We start from the raw sequence: 19,505 nt of genomic DNA on the forward strand, positions 1-19,505 counted from the left end.
TTGATGAGACCGCCTCCATGTCCACGATTCATGAATTCAATCTTGATCACGTTCGCCGCCTCATTGCGCTCGCGCGGGAAGAAGACCTCGGGGCCCACGGCGACGTCACGACGCAGCTTCTACCGCCGCATACGGCCGCAGCGACGGGGGCATGGCACCTGACCTCGCGGACGACGGGACGATTCTGCGGAAGCGAGCTTCTCCCGATACTTCTGGAAGAACTTGCTCCGGAGGTGCACCTCGACTGGTGCCGGGCGGCGAGCCTGCAGGAAGACCTGGAGCCGGGTCAGCCTGTCGCGCGGCTGAGCGGACATGTCGGGCAGATGCTCGCGGCCGAGCGGACGATCCTGAACTTTCTGCAGCACCTCTCCGGGATCGCCACGCTGACGGCAAGGTTCGTCTCGGCCGTGGCAGGCACGCGTGCGAAGATATTCGACACACGTAAGACCATGCCGGGGATGCGGTCGCTGGAGAAGTATGCCGTTCGTTGCGGCGGCGGGCACAATCACCGCACCGGGTTGTATGACGCCGTGCTGCTGAAGGACAACCACCTTGCGGGAGTCCCGACCGAGCGACTCGCTCATACCGTCTTCGATATGCTCAATCGGCTGGCGTCGCTGCCGGTTCGACCGACTTTTGTGGAGGTGGAGTGCGACGGGCTGGACCAATTCGCCGAGTTGCTCAAGGTCGTCGGCATTGACGTAATCCTGCTTGATAACTTCACGAATGAGGCACTGGGCACGGCCGTGCAACTACGTGACCGCGAAGGTTTGAAGGGAAAGCTAGAACTCGAGGCCAGCGGAGGGGCGACGCTTGAGTCCGTTCGCCGGATTGCCGAAACAGGCGTGGATCGTATTGCGGTCGGGGCGATCACACATTCCGCTCCGATTCTCGACCTGGGTCTGGATGCCGCATGAGGCCGGATAGTGACCCCCACGTGCTGTCCGCCGATGAGATTCGGCGCGGGCTCAACACGGTGCGGATCGGCCGGCATATCACCGTACTCGCCGAAACGGACAGCACCAACACCTTCGCGCTCGACTTCGCCGATTCGCAAGGGGCCGGGCAGTGCGACGGCGCTGTCATTCTTGCTGAGTATCAGACGGCCGGGCGGGGGCGCCTCGGGCGCAAGTGGCTCTCGCCGCGCGGCGCGGGCCTGCACATGACTGTCTTGTTGACCATGCCCCGGACGAAATTCCTGCACGGCCGGCTGATGATGGCGACGGCGATCGCCGTGCTGGAGGGCATTCTCGACTCGACGGACGTGGAGCCGACGATTCGATGGCCCAACGATCTGTACGTCGGCGAGCGCAAGCTGTGCGGCATCCTCGTCGAGACGCGGTCGCAGGCGAATGACACTCTTGTCGTTGCGGTCGGGATCGGCGTGAACTGTCTTCAGCACGAGTCACACTTCCCTCCGGAGCTGCGCGGCCGTGCGACGTCGCTGGAAATGGAGTCGCGCCAGCCCATTGATCGCGCTGCGGTGGTCCGTTCGATCCTGATTCGACTCGATTCATTGCTGGCACGTCCTGAATCCGTTGATGACAGCCATCTCGCCAGGAGGTGGCTGGAGTGGACTTCCGACCTGAACGCCCGAGTGACGCTGCTTCAGGATGGGCGTCGTTTTACGGGCCGGATCGTGGAGATCCATCCGGTGAGCGGACTCATTCTGCAAGAGGACAACGGCGTTTGCCGTCATTTTGAACCGGCGACCACGAGCCGGGAGTGAGTGAATTATCAAACATGCATTCCCAAGGACACTCCCGTCTTAGTATCTCGCGATCCTGGGGTCGATCTCAACCGACCATGCGTCGATACCGCCGGCCATGCTTTTGGATTGCATCAGGCCGCCCTGGCGCAGAATGGCTGCGGCGTTGAGGCTTCGCCCGCCATGGTGGCAGAGGGTGACGATCTGGCGGTTTCCGGCGAGTTCACGGATTTCATCGATTCGATTCGGCAGGTCGGGAAGCGGCAGGAGGTGCGCGCCGTCGATGCGGCCGATGGCGTGTTCCTCCGGCTGACGTACATCGAGCAGCAGGAGGTTCGCGCCAGAATCGAGCATCGCCTTCACATCTGAAACACTGACTTCCCAACTGGGGTTGATTCTGGTCACTTCTGGTTTGACTCCTTCATCATGGTTCGGCAATCACTTCTATTCCCTGTCAACTTTAGAGGCTAAGCGGCGCAGAGGCGAAGGACCTCGGTGACAAGCTTTCGAATGCCCTCGAAAACCTCCGCCGGGCCCTGTCCCAGCATATAGGCGGGGGTGGACACGATCTTGTATTTCTCGTCGGTGATCATTTCGGTGACGGGGCAATCGCGGTGCTGGGCGCCCATGGCGTTGATCGCGTCGGCGGTCTCCTTGTCAGTGCCAATGGTCAGTCGCGGGTGGAGGTCTTTCCTGCCGACGATTCGGGCGAGCATGGCCGGGGCAATGCAGATCGCGCCGATCGGTTTTTTTTGCGCGAGGAACTCTCCCGTGAGTCGCTCCACGTCGGGGTTGACGTTGCAATTTGCGCCGTCGGTGGCGAAGCTGCACAGGTTCTTGGCGGCGCCGAAGCCGCCGGGGAAGATGAGGGCGTCCATCTCGGCGGCGCGGATCTTTTTAACGTCGACGATATCGCCGCGGGCGATGCGGGCGGATTCGACGAGGACGTTTCGCGTGCCGGCGGCGGGCTCCTGCCTGAGGTGGTCGACGACGCCGGCCTGGTTGATATCCGGTGCGCAGCACACGGCCTTCGCGCCGGCCTGATCGATGGCGAGCAGGGTGAGCACGGATTCTTGAATTTCAGCGCCGTCGAGAAACCCGCAGCCGCTGAGGCAAACCGCTATTTTTTTCATGGCAATATCTCCTCGAAAAATCGAAATCGGCCTGTTCGTGCACTGAACTTGTGCCCTTGATTGTAGCGTCGATACGGTGAGCGATGAATGCACCGGCGAGAGACGCGTCTGGGGCCTGTCTGCGCTGGTCATCGCAAGGTGACATAAGGTGACACAAGCCTCGCGGGGATTGTGCCAACACTTGTGGCGGTCGTGGGTTGGGGCGCTTCGAGTTTTTGGGTGGAAACGTCAAAAAATCGAAACGTCGAAACGTCGAAATATTGAGCAGTTGGATCGCGCGGGGGCATTCGAGCGTACTCCGGTGTGATGCGTCCGGCAGGGGCGCCGGACGCTACGGGGGGTGATGAAATTGAAGGTGACAATAGGCGAAAAAAGGGGCCGAGGGATCGAGGGGCCAAGGTGTCGAGGGTGAAGACAAAAACGTTGATCGCGCGCAAGAGCTGCAAAATCGAAGGTGACATATAGTGACACACGCGATTTTTTTCGCTTGCAACTCTTGTGGCGGGCATGGGTTGGGGTGGTTCGGCCTTTGGGTGATTTTTGGGTGGAAACGTCGAAAAATCGAAACGTCGAAACGTCGAAATCTGGGAGGCCTGTGGCGTTGGGTTGGGGTTGTCGGGACGGTGACATCGCAATGAGTATTCTTGCTCGGCGCTCGCGCGGAATTGGGGGCCGCTGGTGGATTTTGCTCGGCGCTCGCGCGGAAATGGGGGCCGCTGGTGGATATTGAACCGCCCGGACTGAAGTCCGGGGCTCGTCGGAAGGGCGGAGTTCGTCGGAACGCCGGAGCTCGTCGGGAGCCCGAGGCTCGTCGGAAGGCCGGGCATGACGCGGCGAATTCGTTACAATCTCCGCCCATGCCGAAGACGAGCGTTTCCATTGTCGTCCCCACATACAAAGAAGCGCTGAACATCCCGATTCTTGTTCCACGGCTCTTTGCCGCGCTGGGGGCCGCGGGGTACGAGGCGGAGTTGATCCTGGTCGATGACAACAGCCAGGATGGGACCGATGCGGTGGTGAAGGAGCTTGCGGGTAAGCACCCCGTGAGGCTGATTGTGCGGACGAACGAGCGGGGGCTCTCATCCGCTGTTGTTCGTGGATTCGATGAGGCCAGCAGCGAGATTCTCTTGTGCATGGACGCCGATCTGTCGCACCCGCCGGAGTCTGCGCCGGACGTGATCGCGCCGATCGCCGGCGGGCAGGCGGACTTCTGCATCGGTTCGCGATATGTGGAGGGCGGGAAGACCAAGGAGGACTGGGGTTTCTTTCGGCAGTTGAACTCGAAAGTGGCGACTCTGCTGGCGAGGCCGCTGACGACGGCGAAGGACCCGATGGCGGGCTTCTTCTGCATCAGCCGTGAGACGTACCGTCGGGCGAAGTCCGCGGGGCTGAATCCGATCGGCTACAAGATCGCGTTGGAAATCATGATCAAGGCTCGGTGCGAGCGGGTCAGGGAGGTGCCGATCGACTTCTCCGATCGCCTGCACGGCAAGAGCAAGCTGACGCTTCGGCAGCAACTTGAGTATCTGCGGCATCTTTCCCGCCTGTATCGATTCAAGCGGCCGGTGGCCTCGGTCCTAACCGTCGTCGGGGCCGTCGTGGTTCTTTTTGCGGGAATCGTCTGGGCTACGAGACTGTTCCGGTAATGCTCCAAACGCCGATACCCTGTTATGAGCACGGTTGAAGGAGGCCCAGACATGTTACGCTTGAACGGCCTAACTCGTTATTTAAAAGGCATTTACGGTGTTTATTCGCCTCCGGGCGTGAAGGTGGAGCCGGGTAAGTCTTTTTGTCCTTGAAAGCCCCCCTTCGCCCGATATTCTAGACCTGCCCAGGGCTTCGGCGCCCCGCGTGTTTCCCCCCAGCACGCAACCGAACCCTGGGCTTTTTTTTGTCCCGGGATAAACCGTGGTTGTGGGCTATGACACGGCGGCGATTGGGGCCGTGCAATCAGCACTGGCGGCACAAATGTTAAAACTTCATTCTCTTCGCGCTTCGGCCGGCACGGACGAGACTGGCACGGGCAGAACGCCTGACCTATTCTTTAATTCATGACAATATCGACGGTCCCCAGCACCATACCGAACGGCCGAGCGGACGAATCAAGGCCCGATCGCACACCGTCTGCAGAATTCTTAAAGCGATTCAGAGCGATCAAGAGGCCGCTGATCGTGGGGCATGTCACGCCGGATGCCGACTGCATCGGATCGATGTTCGGCCTGGCGATGGCACTTCGACAACAGGGCATCGACGCGCATGTCGGATTGCCGACGGGCTGCGTATCAGGCAAGATCACGTTTATGCTGGAACTTGCGGCATCGGTCCCGCAAGTCGGGGCCTGGCAGCCAGACGGGCCATTCGATGCACTGATCGTGGTGGATACGGCGTCCGAGAAGCGGATCAACATCCAGCCGCAACCCGCGATGACCGACGGCCCGGCGACATTCAACATCGATCATCACATTACCAATATCGATTTTGCGCAGAGCAACTGGGTCGATCCGCATTCCAGCAGCGCCAGTGAGATGATCGCGATATTGCTGCGATCGCTGGACATTCAGCCCTCCGCGCAGACGGCCTCGCTTCTGTATGCCGGGATTTATGGGGACACCGGTGGATTCTCATTTCCGGCGACCAGCGCGGACTCGCTGCACATCGCCGCGGAGCTGGTCCGGGCCGGGGCCGACGTGGCCCACATCGGCGAGCAACTTTGCCGGTCGCAGAATCGCAGCGACTTCGAGCTATTGCGGCGCGTGTACGACCACACAACGGTGGTCGCGGACGGGCGCATCGCCTACAGCTACCTTTCCTACAAGGACATCACCGAGGCGGGGTGCAAGGCGGATGACATCGACGACCAGGTCTCGATTCCGCGGGCCCTGCGCGGGGTGCGTCTGGCGATGCTCTTTTCAGAGGGTGAGCCGGGGGTGATCCGCATCAACCTGCGCGGCGAGGGCAAGGTGACGGTGGTGGAACTGGCCCAGCGATTCGGCGGCGGCGGCCACGCCCAATCGGCGGGCGTGCGAATGAAGAACAAGCCGATGCCAGCCGTGATCGATGAAATGGTGAAGGCGGCCACTGAGCATTTGGCTTCGTTCGGCCTGATCTAGGCGCCGCGCGGCGGGGGACGATCAATACTTGAAATGGCGGATCGGCTCGCCCTGGCGATCGATGTGCGTCATGGCCTCGATGCCGATCTGAAGGTGCAGCTCGCTCCACTCCTTGGTTACGTGAACGTCACTTTCTTCCGTCTTCACGCCATCGGGGGTAATCGGTACATCGGAAACGAGCAGAAGGGCGCCCCGGGAGATTTCATTCTTGTGGCCGACGATGAAGATCGTGGCGGTTTCCATGTCGATGGCGATGGCGGTGACGAGTTGGAGGCGATTCTGGAATTCTTCATCATGCTCCCAGACGCGGCGATTGGTGGTGTAGATGACGCCGGTTCGGTAATCCAAGCCGTGCTGAAGGATCTTCTCGGAGACGAACTTGTGGAGCTTAAAGGAGGGCAGGGCCGGGACTTCAGGTGGGAAATAGTCGTCGGATGTGCCTTCGCCCCGAATCGCCCCGATCGGAAGGATAAAGTGGCCGATCTCGGTGGTGCGCTTCAGGCCGCCGCACTTGCCGAGAAAGAGGACGCCCTTGGGGGCGCGGGCCGTGAGCAGATCCATGATGATGGCGGCGTTCGGTGAGCCGATGCCGAAATTGACGATCGAGAGGCCGGCGGAATTTGTCGCGGCCTGCATCGGCCGCCCAAGACCGAAAACGTCGCACTTGAAGCGATCGGCGAAGCGCCCCACATAGTGAGAGAAATTTGTGAGGAGGACATAGTCGCCGAAGCCGTCAATCGGCATGCCGGTATAGCGGGGTAGCCAGCTCTTAGCGATTTCGAGTTTCGTGGGCAAGGTGTCGTCGTCCAGGTCAGTAACCGTTCCGGTCATCATACCATATGGCGTGTCGTTTGCCGAGAGGCCGAGGTGTCTTGGCGGCGCGACGGTCCATCAAGAAAGACAGCCCTCGCGCTACTTTTGGTAGACACGAGGGCCGCTCGAACACGCCTAGATTTAGAGACGTCCAGCTATTAGAGGACTCGACAATTCCGGCGACTTCTCCGCAGGCCGGCGAGACCGGCAAGGACCAGCAAGCCGATGGTGCCCGGCTCGGGGACCGGCGTGAGGGTCATTGGCTGGAAGGAATCCTGGGCGAGGATTTCGGTGCGGAGTTCGCGGGTTTCGTCGCCGAGGACGTTGCCGAAATAGGTAACGCCTTCAGCTGATGGTTCGAGTAGGGAGTGGATCAGTTCGAAATCGCCGTCCACCATCTCGGTGAGGAGGCTTTGGAACATGACCATCGACTGCAAGGGATCGGCGCCGGGGATGGTGTTGAAGACGCGATTCATGCCGTCGATGCTCACGAGGACCGCGCCATCACCGGCAGCGTGGCCACCGGTGAATGACAGAGTCGCCCCGCCGTTGTCGCCGCGCACGGTCCCGACGCGGGCGCCGTCCTGAAAGGCGGTTCCGCCGAGGGTCCACCACCAACTGTTGAGCTTTATCTTGTTGGAGCCGGAGGTGAGTCTGACGGTGGCGGTTCCGTTTGCTGCCACGTTGGCGCCGTAGAGGTTGTGGTTCGTGCCGCCGTCGACTCCGCGCTCGTTTTGGAACGGCGTTGTCTGAGCGAAGTCCACGGTACTTCCATTGGCAAGGTTGAGGTGGAGATCGTCCACATTCTGGCCGGTGTTGTTGACGAAATTGATCGTCCGCGTGGCTCCGAGGGCCTGCGTCGCGGCGGTCACGACGAGGAGGACGGAGAGCGCGGCGAGGCGGGAACTGTTCGCCCTTTTGTTGTTGATTGAGAGATTCATGACTCACTCCTTTCGACTTGCCGCTGTGCGACATTTTTTTTGCGGCGATCGAATCGACACCGCATAGCTGTGAACCGCCTGAGAACCCAGATAACAATCCGGCAGACGCGTTCGTTTATCTAAGAGGGGGAGCGTCAGAATTGCGGAAAATCGGCGCGAAAACTGCGATGCGTTGCGTCTAAGCCCCGGGACATTCGTCGCTGTTGAAGAAACGCGATGCGCTGCGCAGGCACTCTGCGAGGCGCTCGACCGCGCGCGAGGCCATGCGTCGAACGGCGTCCTCTGAGCGGCCCATGTCTGCGGCGATGTTGGAGAGCGGCTCTTCGTCGAGATGGAAGCGCTGCACGACGCTGCGCCAGTCGTCGGGGAGTTTGGCCATGCAGGCCATCAGTGCGCTGACGGCGTCCTGGCGGCGGACGACTTTGCTGGGCGTCAGGGAGTCTTTGAGTTGATTGGCGAGGAACGATTCGTGGCGCGATGCATGGAGGCCGCCGGAGCCGACCTCGCGGGAGACATCGCGTTTCTTGCGCCGGAGGGCGCGTACGCGATCGATGAAGCGGTGTTCGATGAGTCGTGTCGCCCAGCGATAGAACGAATCTTCGTGTTCGTACTTGAAGGAGCTGATGCCGCGGAAGACGTCGACGTAGGCCTCCTGGAGAATGTCCTCGGGGTCGATGGTGCCCTGCCAGTCGGGCCCGATCTTGCGGCGGGTGAAGCCGAAGAGTCTACCGCGATGCGCCCAGAGGAGTTCTTCGATGGCGGCGGAATCACCCTTTGCGGCGAGGCGGCACAACTCCGCCAAGTTGGTCGGTTCACTCGGCGGCGTTTCATCGGGGTGCATGAGGAGTTATGATATCCCTAGCAGCGGGCCGTGAACAATTCCATCCGCGGCGGATGACCTATCGCGATTTGGCCCATGAAATCTTCATCAGACGAGCTTGTGAACCGGATTATCGCGAGGCTGAGCCAGCGGCGCGTGGAGAATCCCCTTGCCGCCCTTGATGACGTGCTGAACGAATTTCCGGAAATCACCGATCGCGAGGCGACGCTTCGGGCCTCGCTGCAGCGCATGTCGAGGACCACGAGCCGGGGCGGTTCGGCGGCGATGGCGGGCGAGGAAGCGGCCGTGCTGCCGGAGCTGGAGGGCTATCACATCATCGACTGCATCGGGCGCGGCGGCATGGGCTCGGTGTACGAGGCGTATCAGCAGTCCACCGGCCGACGGGTGGCGGTGAAGTTCATGCATGCGCCGCTGGAGGCTTCGGAGCGGTCGCGACGGAGATTCGAGCGCGAGGTGGAGCTGGTCGCGCGGCTGGAGCATCCGAACATCGTCTCGATCGTCGATTCGGGCGTCCTGGCCGGGCAGTATTTTTTTGTGATGGAATATGTCGAGGGGCGGACGCTCGATGAGGCGATGCGCGGGGGCGAGGCCTCGATCAACGAGTGTCTGGGGATTGTGTGCGAAATCGCGAAGACGGTTGATTATGCCCATCAGCGCGGGGTGCTGCACCGCGATCTGAAGCCTTCGAACATTGTGCTCGACGATCAGAACCAGGTGCATCTTCTGGACTTCGGATTGGCCAAGGCGCTCGACAGCGGTGGAGAAACCGACGTCGATGCGAGCCTCTCGCGGCCGGGCGACCTTGTCGGAACGCTGGGATACATGCCGCCCGAACAGGCGCGCGGATTGACGCAGTTTGTCAGCGTGCGCAGCGATGTTTATTCGCTGGGCGCGATTACTTATGAGCTAGTGACCGGCAAGCTGCCGGTGAGCGTGGTCGGCGAACTGACGGACATTCTGGTCGACATCCGCGATCGCGAGCCGGCGCGTCCTTCGTCGGTCCGGCCGGCGTGCGATGCCGACATCGACGCCATCCTGCTGAAGGCGCTGGCGAAGGAACCGGAGCGGCGCTACGCGACGGCGGCGGAGTTCGCGGCGGACATCGAGCGGTATCTGGAGGGCAGGCCGATCCTGGCGCGGCGGATCAGCGGCGCTGCGCGGGCGTGGCGCTGGGTTCGTCGACACCGGGCGATCTCGTCGATTACGGCGGCGGCGCTGGCGACGATTTTGACGGTCACCTCTGTTTCGTTCGTGCGCATCTCGATGGCACGCGATCGCGCGGAACGACTGAATGAGACACTTGCCGCGATGCTGCTGATGGTCGATCCCGATTCGGCGGGCGGCCAGGAGATGTCGGTTCCGGGCTTTCTCGATGAGGCGGCGCGATGGCTGGACTCGGACGCCGGCGCGCCGCCTGACGTGGGGGCGATGGTGCGCGAGACGTTGGGGCGGATGTATTTGAAGCTGGGGCCGTCGGCGGCAGAGCGCGCGGAGGCCCAGTTCACCGAAGAATTGAGGCTGTGGCGCGAGCACGGCGGGTCGGAGGCGCAGATCGCCAGCGCGACGATGTGGATCGCGGCGTCGTGGTGGAATCAGCGCAGGTTCCAGGAGGCGGAGGCGCAGTATCTTCGGGCCAGGGACATGCGCATGAAGCTGTATCCCGTGGAGAGCGTGGAAGTCGCCGAGGTGCAGCATCACCTCGCTGCATGTCTGGACAACATGGGCCGACACGAAGAGGCGGCCGACTTGTTCAAGTCGGTGCTGGCGACCCGCGTCCGGCTACTGGGCGAAGCCCACGAAGAGACGGCGGCGTCACATATCTTCTACGGTCTATGCCTGGACAAGCTGGGCCATACCGGCGAGGCCATTGCCCAGACGCGGGCGGCGGTGAAGGCGGTCGAGACGATTTACGGTCCCGATCACTGGCGGGTCGTTCGAGGGGTGAGACAGCTCGCGCGTCTGCTTCAGAAGCACGGCGACCTTGAGGCGGCGCTGATTGAATGGCAGCGCGCCGCGGAGGGTTTGTCGAATCTGCTCGGGCCGGATCATCAGGACGTATTGGAAGCGGAGAGAGAATTGGCTGCGCTGCGCGCGCGAATCAAATCTGAGAATCGTCCCTCTCAGTCAGGCGAGGCGCCTTCTGCGGGCGAGGGCAATGCCAAGTCCGGCAAGAATGATTGAACAGGTCGCGGGCTCGGGCACCGCGCCGACGCATTCCAATTGAATGTCGTACAAGCCGATGTCACTGCTGCCGTTGGCCGACCAGTTATTGATCGGTAAGAGACCGCCTGGACCGTCGGGCCCGGAGATTTCGAAAGGGCTTGCCTGATTGAAAATCTGACCGCCGGCGCTGAGCGGATCGTCGTTGAAACCGGTGATGGCGAGGTAGTAAATGCCGGGGCCGGGAAAGGGCTGAAGGGTCAGATCATTCGCGGGAAATGAGATGAACGATTGCGGCACACCGGGGCCGGCGTCGTCGTTCCCGAGCAGGCCGCGTCCTGAAGCGTCGAAGAGCCAAAGCTGGGTATTGAAATCGTTGATGCCGCCGGGCACGACCATCCAAGTGGTATTGGCGGTGAATCCCTTTCCGCCGCAATCGCGCTCGTCGAGAATGCGAATCTGGTACATGTCTTCGAAGTCGTTTGCCTCGACGCCACGGAAGAGCGAACCGGTCAGGGCTCCCGTGATGTGCGTGACTGGAACGGTGACGGGTTCGGCGGACGAGGGAAATCTTCCCGCGGCGCCTTCGGGCCAGATGGGTCCGGCGAGCGCGCCGGCCGGCACGAAACCCATAAGAATTGTGAACGCGGTCAACTTGAAGCGAGACACGACAGGACCCTCCCTACAGCGGCGGCAAAATGCGGGCTTGCCGCGAACAAGGCTACTGCACATAAGAGCATACACCGAAACGGGTTCACGAAAAAAGCCGCCGGGCGGCTAATCTATCCCGGGGTGGGATTATCAGGGCCCATGCCACTACCGACCGTTAGACGCAAACCGCGATTGGCGGCCTGAAAATGCGACTTTCCGGGCTGCGAAGCTCCATGATCGCGATTCATGGATGCCGCGCTGACGGGCTATATTCTCGGCTCGCCAAGGGCGCACAGAAGAAAGGGCGCCGGGCGGCCTTTGCCGCACCGACGCCCTTGAATTGAGCTGTTATCCGGGTCATCCGGATGAATCAACTAGTTCAGCAGCAACTCGACGAACTCATCCATGTCTACCATGTCAATAGTACCGTCGGCGTGTACGTCGGCCGCGCACTTCTCTGCGGGCGAGGCGGCACCGGGGTTCAGGAGGACATTGGTAAACTTCTGCACGTCGAGGGCGTCAACGGCCGTGTCGATGTTCACGTCGCCGTAAGTGCCGCCGACGCAGAGACCCGGGGCCAGGCCGAGAATCTCAACGTCGTCGATGTTCCAACCGGGATAGGTCACCGAAGTATCGGTGGTACCCATGCCCCAGCGGATGTAGACGGTCGGCTTGTTATCCGCGATCGCCGAGATGTCGTAGGTCTGAAGCGACCAGGCATTCTCCGAGATGGCGGTGGTCGCGGTATGGTTCCAGACCGTCGTCCAGTTCGTGCCGTTGACAGAAATCTCGATGTTGGCGTGGTCGTAAGTCGCCGACTCGACACCCAGCCAGCGGCGGAAGCGAAGCTGCGCGCCCTGGAGGGCCGAGAAATCCATCGCGGTCGTGGTCAGGTACTGGACCGGCGAGAGACTGCTCGGATAGTCGCCGGCCAGGTTGTAGCCGTAGACATTAGTCCCGGTGAAACCATTCTGCGGATCGAGATTGTGCGAACCCTGTCCGGTCGGATCGCCCCAGGCCCACTGGCCCATGGTGGTCCATCCGGGATTGGTGTCCATGTTGAAGGTATAGTAGGCCGTCGGACCGCCCACGGTGACGGTGACGGTGGCGACGTTGGAGTCGTACTGACCGTCGGTCACCTTGAATGTGAACGGATCGATACCGGCGTAGCCGAGGTTGGGCGTGTAGCGCACCACATTGCCGCCGCCCGCGAGATTATACGGGGCAGAGACGATGTTGCCGGTGGCCGGATCGCGAAGGGTTCCGTTGGCCGGAAGCGACAACACGACATAGGTCAGCGGGTCCATGTTGGGATCGCTGGCGACAAGCGTCACGTTGACAAGCGTGTTCTCGGCCGTTGCCACCGCGCCGTTGGAGGCCGACGGGGCGTTGGCGGGCTCGAGCCGGACGTCATCGACAAACCAGTCATCAAACGCTCCGGCAGTCGCCGTGTTGCGGAATCGCAGCCTGAAGGCCGCGTGCAGCGCGGGCGCCGGCAGCAGCAAGGTCTGGGTGGTGTAGGTGGTCATGTCCGGATCGGAGCCGAGATGCTGCTGAAGCACCTGCCAGTTGTTGCTCGCGTCCTGGTATTCGACGAACAGGTCGTCGCCGGCATCGGGCGATTCACCGCCGCCCCTCTGTTCGTATGAATAGGTCAGGCGGACGGCGCTTTCGCCGCTCAGGTTGAAGACGTGCGTGCGAATCTCATCGCCGCCGGAGGGATCACCGTTAAATCGTGCGGAATTGGGTTCACTGGGCTCGGCCGTGCCGACCGTATCGATGGTCGCATTTGAAATGAGCGCCCACTTTTGCGGGTCAAAGGTGGTCGCCGGGAACTCGTCGAGGAACGGAAGTTCCAGAACCGGAACGACGGTGATGGTGACGGTGGCGGTGTTTGAATCGCCGCCGTCGGGAGGCGTACCGCCGTCATTGACCTTGTAAGTGAAGCTGTCGGGGCCGTTGTAACCGCCCGACGGCTGGTACTTCAACTGGTTTCCGCCAGCGGTCACGGTGTACGGCAAATCGCCGGGGACGATGACGTGATTGTCGCCCGCATCCTTCAACTGATAGGTGGGCAGCGAAACAACGATGTACGACAGCGGACCGGGGGTGCCGTCATCGGTGGCGGGCAAGGTAATGGTGACTTCCGTGTCCTCCGGCGCTGTCGCGGAGACACCGCCGGCGGTCGGGGGTCTTGGGCCGCAATCACCGAGGGCGGACAGATCCGACTCGAAGAAGTCGGGATCCAGACCGGTGCCGGCGGAGAGCCCGGCGAGGTAACCGGTGGAGGCGATGTCCAGGTAACTGATCTGAATGCCTCCGTCGAACAAGAGTTCGATCTGGAAGGTGTTCTGATTGGTCCCGTTGTATTCGGTCACGTTCAGCCAGGTGACGACGATGCGATCGGCAAGCTGCTTCCAGCTCACGGTGCCGGCCTGCGACGGATTCAGGTCGTCGTGGACGGCGGCCACGCGCGGCTTGGCGAAATGCTCGGCGAAGCTCGGCGTGTAATCGCTGTCGCTCGAACCGAAGGTGATGTTACCGTTGGCGTTGACGAAGAAGCTGGTATAGGCCGTGCCGTAGATAAAGACGCTCGACCCGCCGCCGATGGCCACGTTGGCGTTGCCGTCATCGGTCAGCGCGAGATTCGTTCCGCCCGCCGGATCGACGGGAAGCTGGACGATCGGCGTCGCGCAGGCAAGGTAGAAATCATTGGAACCGTTGGGCACGAAGAGCAGCGAGGTGTTGTCGAGGTCGGCGTCAGAAGCGTCGAACAGCTCGGTGAAGAAGTCCGGCACCTCGGGCGTGGCGAACGTGTAGCATGCCCCACCGTTGTCGTCGGTGACCATGTTGCCCGCCTCATCGACGGCATCGACGACGTAGAAGTAAGTCGTGTTGTCGGTCAGGCCGGAGAGGCCGATGGAGTGGGCCGAGTTAAAGCCGCTTGATCCCTGGGTTTCGGTCAATGCGTTGCAGGCCAGGCCGTAGCGGATGGTGCCGTTGGCCGGCTCATCGGTATCGAAGCCGATGGTCGCATTTCGGGCGTTGAGGGCGGTGGTCATGACATTGGAGATGACCGGGGGCGAGCAGTCGATGACGGCGAGGTCCGTCACGACCACGTTCATGCCGCCCATGCCGTCGTCGGCGTCGATGTAGGTCGCGGTGACGGTATCGCCATCGGCGATCAGGACCACGCCGGCCGCGTCGACGGTGGCGAGGTTGATGGTGCCGAGGAAGGTCGAGGTCGCCGGATCGGACTCGGTCAGCAGGAGGGACTCGCCGCCGGGCTCCGAGGTGGACGAGATACTCACGGTGACGGTGTCGATGATATTGTCGTCGGTGTTCAGATCGCAATCGACGACGCGGACGGTCGCGGTGGCGCTGCAGGCGTACTTATTGCTGTCCAGCGCGATGACGCCCTGGGTGGAGCAATTGACCAGAAGCGGCGAGGCCACCAGCGAGAAGGTCTGCGGGCCCTGCGGCACGTTGAAGCCGCGGACTTCGACGCGATAGACGCCGGGCGGCGGCGAATTAACGACGACCTGTTCGATGTTGTTGATGTGGTCGGCCTGAGTCTGCACCGCGGGCGCGCCGGGGTTCAGGTGATCAAGCGTCCAGGGGAATCGCTGATTGCTCGAAGGGTCGAAAACGACGAGATCGAGGTCGTTGACGAGGACAGGGTTGGAATTGGGCGTGGCCGGGACGTCGTCCCAGGTGAGGGTGACCTTGAGCTGAGGATCGCCGGGGTTCACGATGACGAGCACGCTGTAGACTTCAGCCTGGGAGATTTGATTTTCGAGCCAGTTTCCGCTGCGCATCTGAAGCAGCGCCGGCTCGACGCGGACCGAGCCGTAGCCGAACTGGTAGTCGGGACCGACGTTGCCGAGATCGACCGCGGTGTGGGCCCAGAAGCCCTTGAGGGTGGCGTTTCGGAAGTCGGGATCGCCGGGGAACTGGATGCGATAGTCCTGGAGGAGCAAAGCCGAAAGTCCGCAGACGGTCGGCGATGCCATCGAGGTGCCGCACTTCACCGAGTACGCCGTGTCGCCACTGCTGGAGCAGGATCGGACGCCGCCGTCTCCGCCGGCCTCGCAACCGGGTGCTGAAATGTCAGGCTTGATTCGTCCGTCGTCGACGGGACCCCAACTGCTGAAGGAGGTCATGGAGTCGTCGTTGGCGTTCAACGCGCCGACGGCGATGTGGTTCTTGGCGCCGGCGGGCGGGGCCGTGCTGTAGTAGTCGCCGAAGCCTTCGACGTCGCAGCGGCTACCCTGTCGCTCGTTGCCGTTCGCCCAGACGATTCGGAATGGAACGCCGGAGCTGACCGAGCCGCGGACGATGGCGTCGATGACGCTGGATGTGAGGCCGTAATCGCCCTGGAAGCTGCAGGGGAAACCGTTCGGCTCGGTGTTGGTGCCGATGGAGTTGTTGGAAATGTCCGCGCCGTGGGCGTTGATGGCGGCGCCGTAGTCAGCTTCGAGGTCGCCGGGGTTGGTATAGAGGAAGGTTCCCGATCCGTCGTATTCAAAACCGTAGCCCCAGATCTGAACCGCGGGGGCCATACCTTTTTCGACGCCGCCGGACGCCGCGCCGCTGCCGCCGATGGTGCCGGCGACGTGGGTCGAGTGGTCAGAGAGTCCTGCCGTGTCGCCGTTGGTGTGTCGGCCGCCGAAATCCTGGTGCGTCGAGCGTCCTGTTCCTCCGTCGTAGACCATGACAGTAACGCCGGAGCCATCGAGGCCATAGGGTGCGGCCTGCACGATGTCAGCGCCGGTGATGAGGCGGTTCTCGGCGTTCATCTCTCCCATGCGGGGCAGCGGCGGCTCGATCCATTGGACCTTGTCCTCTGCCGCGAGAATCGCGATGGTCTGATAGGGCAACTCGATGACGAGGCCGTTAATGGTTTCAAGCACATCGCGCACCGTTGCGCCGTACTGCTGCACGAGCGCGATGCCGTCCTGCGCCAGGTTGACGTCGGGATGGAATTTCAGATAGGCGCCGACCGTCGGGTTGATGAGAAGTTCCTGATCCTTCACGCTGACGGGCTTGCCGTCTTCCATCTGCGGGGCCTTTGACACCGCCGCATACATGGGGACTTCACCGGCCACCAGCATCGGGTGGAGCTTCCACTCGGTGGCAATGGCGGAGACGCCGCTCAATGACTTGACTTCGCCGAGACCGACGGCGTTCAATCGGCTCGCGTCGGCATGGGCGAAGAATGCGTTCTCGCCGAGCGGATCGAGCAGTCGCACACCTGACTGTTCCAACTTGGTGCGGACTTCGTCGGTGACGGGTTCGTTGAATTGGACGACCAGATGCGTCTCACCGAGAGGTTGCGCGAGACTGACCACCGCGGCCGCTGTCTCGACGGATGCCTGAGTCGGAATCAAAGCCCTGCCGTTCTTGAACGGCACGTCGGCGCGGCTCTGATGGCTCGAAGCGAGAATAGATAGCGCAACACAACCAAGGACAATCGATTTGGCTCGGATCATAATTCCCTCGGGAGATTGGCGGGACACAGGATTGCCCCGCTGTTGGGTGATGCTACAGGCATTTCGAACCTGAGCTGGTTTGAACTTCCTCCACCTCCGAAGCCCCCGGGGGTCGCACATCGCGAACCATTCGGGAACCTGATTGCTTGTAGCTTAACCGACAGTTAACGCAAACTAAAGTGTTTTCTCGGCCAACCGAGAGATTTCAGGCCCGGCCACCTACCGGCCAGGCCCAGCCTCCGGGGCGGTCGCCGGGTCGACCGTGATCTGCTGAAGAAGTTTGGCGGCCGAATGATGCGTCGGGCTCAGGCTCAACACCCTGCGAAGATGCGGCGCGGCCTCCTGCTGTCGGCCCGCCTGGAACAGGACCAAGCCGAGGTTGTAGTGGGCCCGAATGACGGTTTCGGGGTTTGTAGTGGGCTTTGAGAATCGGATGGCGCTCTCCAGAGACGAAACGGCCTCGTCGATTCTGCCCAACTCGGAGAGGACCAGACCCATGTTGACCCGGGCCTCGACCAGGCCGGGTTCCGAGGCGAGCGCCTGCTGGAAAACGCCGACCGCCGACTCCCGGCGACCCAGCTTCCAGAGCCGATCCGCGAGGGCGAAGTACGCCTGTTCGAGCCGGGGGTTCTTGCTGATGGCGAGCTTGAGTTGCTCGATCGCCTCCTCGGAGCGACCGGTTTCGGCAAGGGCGGTGCCGAAGAGGAGGTGCGCCTCGGCATTGAGGGAAGATGGACTCACGTGCGTCGCGATGCGAAACTCGCGAACGGCGGATTCCATGTTTCTCTTGCGATAGTACGCCTTCCCCAGATTGACGTAGGCGGGGGCGTAATCTGAATCCTGGCGAATGGCCTGACGAAACAACTCGATCGCGGCGTCGTGAGCGCCGCTACCCAACTCAATAAAGCCGAGGGCGTTGTACGGGCGGGGATTGTGCGGGGCCTTGGCGGCCACGTCGGCCCACAATTTCTTCGGCTCGGCGTACAGGGCATTTCGCTCGCGCGTGAGCATGATCAAGATGAAGCAGGCTATCGCCGCCGCATAGGGACGCCAGGACCACCGGCGGGTCTTCGCCGGGCTACCGCCACTTTGTGACGGCAGCCTTACGGCGTGAATCAGCATGACCAGCGCCACCAGTGCGGGGGCGAGCGGCAGATACATCCGATGCTCGAAGGCGGGGTCCTTCAACGGAACAATGCTCGACGTTGGGAGCAAGATCAGAAACATCGAACAGATAAGGAATCCGACGGCTCGGCGGCGGAAGAAGCACGCAATGCCGAGTGCAGCAAGCAATCCAACGATGATGGACGGTAACAGGATGTCCGAGGAAGACTTCGCCACGGGCCAGGCATAGTCGAGGCACTGGCCGATCGGCCACACGATCAGAGTCAGGTAATGCAGGATGACGCCGGGCTGGGTCTTCAGGTATTCGATGGGCGTGATGCCCTTGAAGCCGAATCCGACGGTGGCGGTCTCGGACGATTCAAAGAACAATCCATGGAATACTCCGAGCCCCAGGGGAACGAGATAGGTTGCCGCGAGGCCGGCGTAGAGCTTCCACCGGCCGCGGAATACAGCCTTCCAGTTTTCAAACAAGAATGCGCGATCGTAGAGCAGCACCACAAATGGCGCGGTCACGGCGACGGACTTCGACGCCATCGCCGCGGCACATGCCAGGATCGCCGTCAGATTCCATGCCCACCGCGTCCCTGACGTCGCGGCTCGCAGCGCGGCGTATAGTGTCAACAGGTAGAAAAGGCCCATCAACGATTCGCTGCGCTGCACGAGATAGGTAACGCTCTCGGTCTGGAGTGGATGGACGGACCAGAGAATCGCGACGACGAAGGCCAGCCCGTCGGCGCTGTCGCGCAGGGTGTCGGAAACGCCCGGCATCACGATCGTCCGCCGGACCAGGCCAAATAAGAGCAACGCGGCGAGACAGTGAATCGCCAGGTTCACGCCATGAAACCCGCCGGGGGACAGGCCGTCCGAAGCGTAGTTGAGGGCAAAGGTAAAGTCCGTGAACGGCTGGGTGGACTGAAGAAACCGCTCGATCGGCAGAACGCGACGGATCAGTTCGTTTTCAACGATGCCTGCCTCGTCGTCGAAGATGAACTTCACATCGAAACTGTTGAAGTATGCCAGGAGCGTGACGGTGCAAATGCCGATCGCGGCCGCAATTGTGCGGACAGGCCCCGGCATGCCTCGCGGCGACGCGGCGGAGACCGAGTCGGAACGCGACTTCGTTCGAGCGCGCCGTGTCATCACCCTCACACCCTCTTGCGAAATCTCGATCCAGCCGTCCGGCGAAGATCGCGGCGGCCGCCGCGACCTTGCGCACTGCGAGCGGGCCATGATAAGGCTCAGGGGTGGAAGATTGAACGCGCGAAGATGTGACGAACCGCCGCGGCCCCCGAAAAACAGGGCAGCCCGGTCACCGTCCATGGTGATCGGGCAGCCTCAACGCGTTGAATCGCATCGCCCAGCCACATTTCGTCGGCGTGCGAAACGAATCGAGGTCATCGCCGGCAACAAGACTACTTCCACCCGCGGCGGCACTCTTTTGTCAGACTGATTTGGCGGCACGGGATGCAGCGCCTCGATCGCTGACGGCGAGTACACCCATTGTCTGCCGAATCAGTAAAAGAAGTCCGTA

The 19,505-nt window shown here is 61.9% G+C and carries 13 protein-coding genes; 5 read left to right on the forward strand and 8 right to left on the reverse strand.

Going from position 1 to position 19,505, the window contains the following annotated elements; translation table 11 throughout:
* The first annotated feature begins 17 nt into the window (after positions 1-17).
* Together nadC and HS101_16855 are read left to right on the forward strand one after the other, a co-directional pair.
* The gene (gene nadC / locus HS101_16850; protein MBE7507935.1) at positions 18-917 is read left to right on the forward strand and encodes a carboxylating nicotinate-nucleotide diphosphorylase; all 900 of its coding nucleotides are present in this window, start codon (positions 18-20) and stop codon (positions 915-917) included.
* Positions 914-1,729, forward strand: a complete 816-nt coding sequence (locus HS101_16855; protein MBE7507936.1) for a biotin--[acetyl-CoA-carboxylase] ligase — start codon at positions 914-916, stop codon at positions 1,727-1,729. The genes nadC and HS101_16855 overlap by 4 nt, the downstream gene beginning before the upstream one ends.
* 39 nt (positions 1,730-1,768) lie before the next feature.
* Here HS101_16855 and HS101_16860 read toward each other — a convergent pair whose 3' ends face one another.
* Entirely contained in the window at positions 1,769-2,062 is a 294-nt protein-coding gene (locus HS101_16860) for a hypothetical protein (protein MBE7507937.1), read from the reverse strand.
* A 113-nt stretch (positions 2,063-2,175) separates the two neighbouring features.
* Entirely contained in the window at positions 2,176-2,841 is a 666-nt protein-coding gene (gene elbB, locus HS101_16865) for an isoprenoid biosynthesis glyoxalase ElbB (GenBank protein MBE7507938.1), read from the reverse strand.
* An 857-nt stretch (positions 2,842-3,698) separates the two neighbouring features.
* Between elbB and HS101_16870 the strand changes: the two genes are divergently transcribed.
* Both HS101_16870 and HS101_16875 read left to right on the forward strand, forming a co-directional pair.
* Positions 3,699-4,487 carry a polyprenol monophosphomannose synthase gene (locus HS101_16870; protein MBE7507939.1) on the forward strand — a complete coding sequence of 263 codons (789 nt, stop codon included), beginning with the start codon at positions 3,699-3,701 and terminating at the stop codon, positions 4,485-4,487.
* Positions 4,488-5,012: 525 nt separating this feature from the next.
* A complete protein-coding gene (locus tag HS101_16875) occupies positions 5,013-5,951 on the forward strand; it encodes a bifunctional oligoribonuclease/PAP phosphatase NrnA (GenBank protein ID MBE7507940.1) in 939 nt (312 codons plus the stop codon).
* 21 nt (positions 5,952-5,972) lie between these two features.
* Here the strand turns inward: HS101_16875 and HS101_16880 are convergent, their stop codons facing one another.
* From HS101_16880 to HS101_16890, 3 genes are all read right to left on the reverse strand, one after another.
* Positions 5,973-6,746 (reverse strand): AMP nucleosidase, encoded by a 774-nt coding sequence (locus tag HS101_16880; protein ID MBE7507941.1) that lies wholly within the window; start codon positions 6,744-6,746, stop codon positions 5,973-5,975.
* 176 nt (positions 6,747-6,922) lie between these two features.
* Positions 6,923-7,705 carry a PEP-CTERM sorting domain-containing protein gene (locus tag HS101_16885; protein MBE7507942.1) on the reverse strand — a complete coding sequence of 261 codons (783 nt, stop codon included), beginning with the start codon at positions 7,703-7,705 and terminating at the stop codon, positions 6,923-6,925.
* A gap of 178 nt (positions 7,706-7,883) precedes the next feature.
* Entirely contained in the window at positions 7,884-8,546 is a 663-nt protein-coding gene (locus tag HS101_16890) for a sigma-70 family RNA polymerase sigma factor (protein ID MBE7507943.1), read from the reverse strand.
* A gap of 75 nt (positions 8,547-8,621) precedes the next feature.
* On the opposite strand from HS101_16890, the gene HS101_16895 reads away from it, so the two are divergent.
* A complete protein-coding gene (locus tag HS101_16895; GenBank protein MBE7507944.1) occupies positions 8,622-10,727 on the forward strand; it encodes a serine/threonine protein kinase in 2,106 nt (701 codons plus the stop codon).
* Here HS101_16895 and HS101_16900 read toward each other — a convergent pair.
* From HS101_16900 to HS101_16910, 3 genes are all read right to left on the reverse strand, one after another.
* Entirely contained in the window at positions 10,671-11,375 is a 705-nt protein-coding gene (locus HS101_16900) for a PEP-CTERM sorting domain-containing protein (GenBank protein MBE7507945.1), read from the reverse strand. The two genes, HS101_16895 and HS101_16900, sit on opposite strands and share 57 nt — an antisense overlap.
* Before the next feature lie 356 nt (positions 11,376-11,731).
* Complete coding sequence (locus HS101_16905; GenBank protein MBE7507946.1) at positions 11,732-16,849, reverse strand: S8 family serine peptidase; 5,118 nt, start codon at positions 16,847-16,849, stop codon at positions 11,732-11,734.
* A 219-nt stretch (positions 16,850-17,068) separates the two neighbouring features.
* A complete protein-coding gene (locus HS101_16910; protein MBE7507947.1) occupies positions 17,069-19,114 on the reverse strand; it encodes a tetratricopeptide repeat protein in 2,046 nt (681 codons plus the stop codon).
* Positions 19,115-19,505: the final 391 nt, after the last annotated feature.

The organism is Planctomycetia bacterium (genome assembly GCA_015075745.1).
Taxonomy (GTDB): domain Bacteria; phylum Planctomycetota; class Phycisphaerae; order UBA1845; family UTPLA1; genus UTPLA1.

Excerpts from the sequence above, each read along its gene's own strand:
- elbB (MBE7507938.1), bottom strand. The coding sequence starts at position 2,841 with ATGAAAAAAATAGCGGTTTGCCTCAGCGGCTGCGGGTTTCTCGACGGC.
- nadC (MBE7507935.1), top strand. The coding sequence starts at position 18 with ATGTCCACGATTCATGAATTCAATCTTGATCACGTTCGCCGCCTCATT.
- HS101_16870 (MBE7507939.1), top strand. The coding sequence starts at position 3,699 with ATGCCGAAGACGAGCGTTTCCATTGTCGTCCCCACATACAAAGAAGCG.
- HS101_16855 (MBE7507936.1), top strand. The coding sequence starts at position 914 with ATGAGGCCGGATAGTGACCCCCACGTGCTGTCCGCCGATGAGATTCGG.
- HS101_16895 (MBE7507944.1), top strand. The coding sequence starts at position 8,622 with ATGAAATCTTCATCAGACGAGCTTGTGAACCGGATTATCGCGAGGCTG.
- HS101_16890 (MBE7507943.1), bottom strand. The coding sequence starts at position 8,546 with ATGCACCCCGATGAAACGCCGCCGAGTGAACCGACCAACTTGGCGGAG.
- HS101_16860 (MBE7507937.1), bottom strand. The coding sequence starts at position 2,062 with ATGCTCGATTCTGGCGCGAACCTCCTGCTGCTCGATGTACGTCAGCCG.
- HS101_16905 (MBE7507946.1), bottom strand. The coding sequence starts at position 16,849 with ATGATCCGAGCCAAATCGATTGTCCTTGGTTGTGTTGCGCTATCTATT.
- HS101_16885 (MBE7507942.1), bottom strand. The coding sequence starts at position 7,705 with ATGAATCTCTCAATCAACAACAAAAGGGCGAACAGTTCCCGCCTCGCC.
- HS101_16910 (MBE7507947.1), bottom strand. The coding sequence starts at position 19,114 with ATGACACGGCGCGCTCGAACGAAGTCGCGTTCCGACTCGGTCTCCGCC.